Raw genomic sequence first — 4,453 nt, forward strand, 5'->3', positions numbered from 1 at the left:
CTGCTCAAGGACATCGAGCCCGACGAGCTGCGTCAGGCGGTCCGGGTGGTGGCTGGCGGCGACATGCTGATCTCGCCGCGGGTGACGAGCCGGCTGGTGAGCGCGTTCGTCAGCAAGGTCGCCCCGGCGCCGGTCGACGGTGGCCGGCTGGCGGTGTTGACCGACCGCGAGCGCGAGGTGATGAGCCTGGTGGCCAGTGGGCTGACGAACGAGGAGATCGGGCGCCGGCTGTCGATGAGCCCCGCCACGGCCCGTACCCATGTGCACCGGGCCATGGTGAAGCTCCGCGTCCGCGACCGGGCGCAACTCGTCGTGCTCGCCTACCAGACCGGGCTCGTCGCGCCGGGCAGCTAGCTGACTACGGCAGCTGTTTCGCAGCGGCTTGCGGCTACGGTGATCGCCGTACCCCCCGGCCGTTCGTCAACGGATGTCGGGTGGTCCGCCCGCTCCGTATGTTGGCGTCATGTTTGAGGTCGGAGAGAACGCCGACGGGATCCTGGCCGGGGTCCTGTTCCTGATCTGGCTGCCCGCGGCGATCCTCGCCACGCGGTTGGCCTGGCGGCCGACGCCCGCGGCGCTGCGGACCAGCGCCCGTCGGCTGCTGCGCCTGCTCGTCGCCGCGCTGGTGGTGCTGGTCCTCAAGTGCGTCGCGATCGGGCTGATGCTCGCCGTGGACTGGATCTTCGCGGACAACCGGGTGATCGTGCAGATGCCGCTCCTGCTGCTGCCGATGCTTGCCGTCGCCGTGTGGACCGTGCCGGGCCTGCGCGCCCTGGCCAACCGCGACGACGCACCGATCGACGCCGAGACGCGCGCCGCCGTCGCCAACCCCAGATTCGTGGTGCCGGTCCAGGTGACGGCTGTGGCGACTGTCGTCGGCGTCTACTTCGCGTACGTGTCCCGTCCGGTCCCCTCCTACCTCGACGACATCGCGACCCACGCGGCGCCGATCCTGTTGTCGGTGGTGGTGCTGTGGCTCTGGCAGGGGCACCGTCTGCGGGTTGTCACCGCCACCGACTTCGCGCGCCGTGGCCGGCGGGCCGGCGCCCTGCGTGCCACCGCGCAGGCCGCCGTCGTGGTGCTCGTCGTGGCCGCCGGCATCACCTACGTGGCGCAGAGCAGCAGGCTGCCCGACCGGATGAGCATGATGTCCCACGACAACGTCGACTACGGCGGTGGCCCGTCGTTCGGTCACGGCGGTCACGGCGGGGTCTCCGTCGACGACCTGCGGGGGCCGCGGACCGGCAAGCCCAACAAGGCCTTCACCCTGACCGCGAAGAACGCCACGGTACGGCTGTCGTCGGGCACCGAGATCGACGCCCTGACGTACAACGGGCAGTCGCCCGGGCCGGAGCTGCGGGTCCGTGAGGGCGACCTGGTCGAGGTGACGCTGCACAACGAGATTCCCGACGAGAACGTGACCATCCACTGGCACGGGCTCGACGTGCCCAACGGTGAGGACGGCGTCGCCGGCGCGACGCAGAACGCGGTGGAGCCGGGCGGCACCTTCACCTACCGGTTCCTCGCCGAGCAGGTCGGCACGTTCTGGTACCACACCCACCAGAACCCCCTTGAGGCGATCCGGAGGGGACTGTTCGGTGCGCTGATCGTCGAGCCGCGCGACGGCCCACCGCCGGGCGAGCGCGACGTCGTGGTGATGGCACACGAGTGGCGTACGCCGGACGACAACATCGTCTCGTTCGGCACCAGCGACACAGTGCAACGGCAGGAGATCGCGCCGGGCACACCGGTGCGACTGCGCCTGATCAACACCGACAACAACCCGTCGACCGACAGCCGCCCACGGTCGTTGACGGTCAACGGCACGCCGGTGCGGGTCGCCGCGATCGACGGTGTCGACGTCAACGGTCCGACCCCGCTGACCAACCCGAGATTCGGGTTGGCGACCGGTGGACGCTACGACGTGACCTTCACGATGCCGGCGGGCGCGGTGCGGCTGACCGACCTCGCCAACCGCGACGCCGGGCTGGTCCTGGCGCCTCCCGGTGACACCTCGACGCCGAAGATCGTCGACGACGGCGACCCGTTCGACCCGCTCTCGTACGGCTCCGGCGGCTCGCGGCCCTTCGACACGGGCTCGTCGTACGACCGCTCGTTCACCCAGCTCCTCGACGACCGGTTGTCCTTCTACAACGGCGGCCTCCACCTGGTGCCGATCATCAACGGGCACAGCTTCCCGCACACGCCGACGCTGATGGTCCGGATGGGCGACCTGGTCAAGGTGCGGATCGTCAACCGCAGCCACCAGAACCATCCGATGCACCTGCACGGCCATCACGCGTTGGTGTTGTCCCGCAACGGGGTCGCCGCGACCGGGTCGCCGTGGTGGATCGACAGTCTCGACATCATCCCCGGTGAGATCTACGAGATCGGCTTCAAGGCGGACAACCCGGGGCTCTGGATGGACCACTGCCACAACCTCGACCACGCGGCCAACGGCATGGTCATGCACCTCGCCTACGAGGGCGTGAACTCCCCCTACGAGCTGGGGCGTGGCACCCCGAATCAGCCGGAGTAGGCGGGCCTGTCGAGCCTCCCTCCACCGGGCCTCGAGGCAACGCCGGCAGCGTCGAACGCATCCGAACCCCTCTTGCTGAGGAGAACCCATGCTCGACGCGATGCGACGAACGCTGTCGCTGGCCGTGCCGCTGGTACTGGTGGCCGGCATTGCCGCGCCCGCCACAGCGGCCACCTCGACCACCGGGCGACTGACAGTTGTCGCCCGCAACCTCGACAACCCCCGCGGTGTCGCCATCGACCGCGCCGGCACCGTCCTCGTCGCCGAGGCCGGCCTCGGCGGCGACGACGTCTGCATCCCCGGCACGTTCGGCACCAACCTCTGCTACGGCTCGACCGGTGCGATCACGGCGGTCCGTCACGGCTGGCAGAAGCGGGTCGTGACGGGCCTGCCGTCGCTGCGCAGCACCGGCGCCGGCTTCTCCGTCTACGGGGCGCACGACCTGGCCTTCGATCGGCAGGGCAAACTGCTGGTGGCGATGGGCTACAGCACCGACCCGGTCTCGCGCGACCTGCTCGGTGCGGCCGGAGCCGCGATGGGAACGATCCTGCGGGTGGAGGGGAAGCACCGCTGGTCGGTCCTCGGCGACCTCTCCGCCTACGAGGGGCAGCACAACCCCGACGGCGTCATCCCGGAGAGCCAGCCCTACGCCGTCGTCGCCGACGGGCGTGACATCTACGCGCTCGACGCGGCCGCCAACGACGTGCTCCGGATCGACAGGCGCGGCGTGGTCACCACCGAACACGTCTGGCCGCAGGAGCAGGTTCCGGCGCCGCCGGAGTGGGGTCTGCCGCCCGGCTCGACGACGCCGATCCAGTTCGTGCCGGTGACCATCGCCAAGGGGCCGGACGGCGCGCTCTACATCGGACAGTTGACCGGGCACCCGTTCCCGAACGGCGGCGCGCGGGTGTGGCGTCTGGTGCCGGGGCAGGAGCCGACGATCTACGCGACCGGCTTCACCAACATCATCGATCTCGCGTTCGACAAGCGGGGCCGGCTGGTCGTGCTGGAGATCGCGAAGAACGGGCTCAGCTCGGGAGACTCCACCGGTGCGTTGATCCGGGTGGAGCGCGACGGTAGCCACCGGGAGTTGGCGAGCACCGGTCTCGACTCCCCGATGTCGTTCGCCATCGCCGGCGACGGCAGCTTCTACATCGCCAACAAGGGCCTCGGCATCGGTGAGTTGGTCCGTCTGTCCATCCGAGACTGACAGAGTCGCGCGGCGATCGTGGCGTTCTTCGTGTCGGGAGGGCGCCACGATAGCTGCGGCGTCACACGCCCGCGATACGGTGCGACATCATGGGCACGTTGGCGGCGGGGGACGGGGTCTGGGGGTTAGGTTGACGCGGTCCGACGACGGGTCTCCCACCGGCGCCACCACCATCCTGATAGTCGACGACCATGCTCTCGTCCGCGAGGGGTTGCGCTGGGTGCTCGAGGTCCACGCCGACCTCGACGTGGTCGACGAGGCGGGCGACTCCGCCACCGCGGTCGCCAAGGCGGCGTCCGAGCGCCCCGACGTGGTGTTGCTCGACGTGGAGATCCCCGGTGACGACCCGGTGGTCACGGTGCGCCGCATTCGGGAGGTGTCGCCCGACAGCGCCGTCGTCATCCTCAGCATGTACGACAGCCCCGACCTGCTGCGCCGTCTGATCGCCGCCGGGGTGCGCGCCTACCTGCTCAAGAGCGTGGGTCGTGAGGAGCTGGTGGCCGCGATCCACAAGGCGCGGGACCGCAGCGGCTCGGTGCTGCTCTCGGTCTCCGGCCAGAGCCTGGTGCAGGTGCAGAGCGCGGAGTCCGCCATGCTGTCCGCCGTCGAGTTGGAGATCCTCCAACTCGCGGCCGAGGCGATGACCAACGCCCAGATCGCGCGCCGGCTCGACCTGACCGAGGCCACTGTGAAGAGCCACCTGC

4 protein-coding genes are annotated in these 4,453 nt (G+C 70.1%); all 4 read left to right on the forward strand.

Translation table 11 applies throughout. The features are described 5' to 3' along the window. A partial coding sequence (locus tag KBX53_RS23550; RefSeq protein WP_210861684.1) for a response regulator transcription factor occupies positions 1-354 on the forward strand: 354 nt, incomplete at its 5' end. A gap of 109 nt (positions 355-463) precedes the next feature. Then, positions 464-2,539, forward strand: coding sequence for a multicopper oxidase family protein (locus tag KBX53_RS23555; protein WP_210861685.1), 2,076 nt, complete (start codon positions 464-466; stop codon positions 2,537-2,539). An 88-nt stretch (positions 2,540-2,627) separates the two neighbouring features. After that, positions 2,628-3,749 (forward strand): ScyD/ScyE family protein, encoded by a 1,122-nt coding sequence (locus tag KBX53_RS23560; RefSeq protein ID WP_051708211.1) that lies wholly within the window; start codon positions 2,628-2,630, stop codon positions 3,747-3,749. A gap of 130 nt (positions 3,750-3,879) precedes the next feature. Then, the coding region (locus tag KBX53_RS23565; protein WP_210861686.1) for a response regulator transcription factor at positions 3,880-4,453 on the forward strand (574 nt) is incomplete at its 3' end.

The organism is Micromonospora sp. M51 (assembly GCF_018070305.1).
Classification (GTDB): domain Bacteria; phylum Actinomycetota; class Actinomycetes; order Mycobacteriales; family Micromonosporaceae; genus Micromonospora; species Micromonospora parva.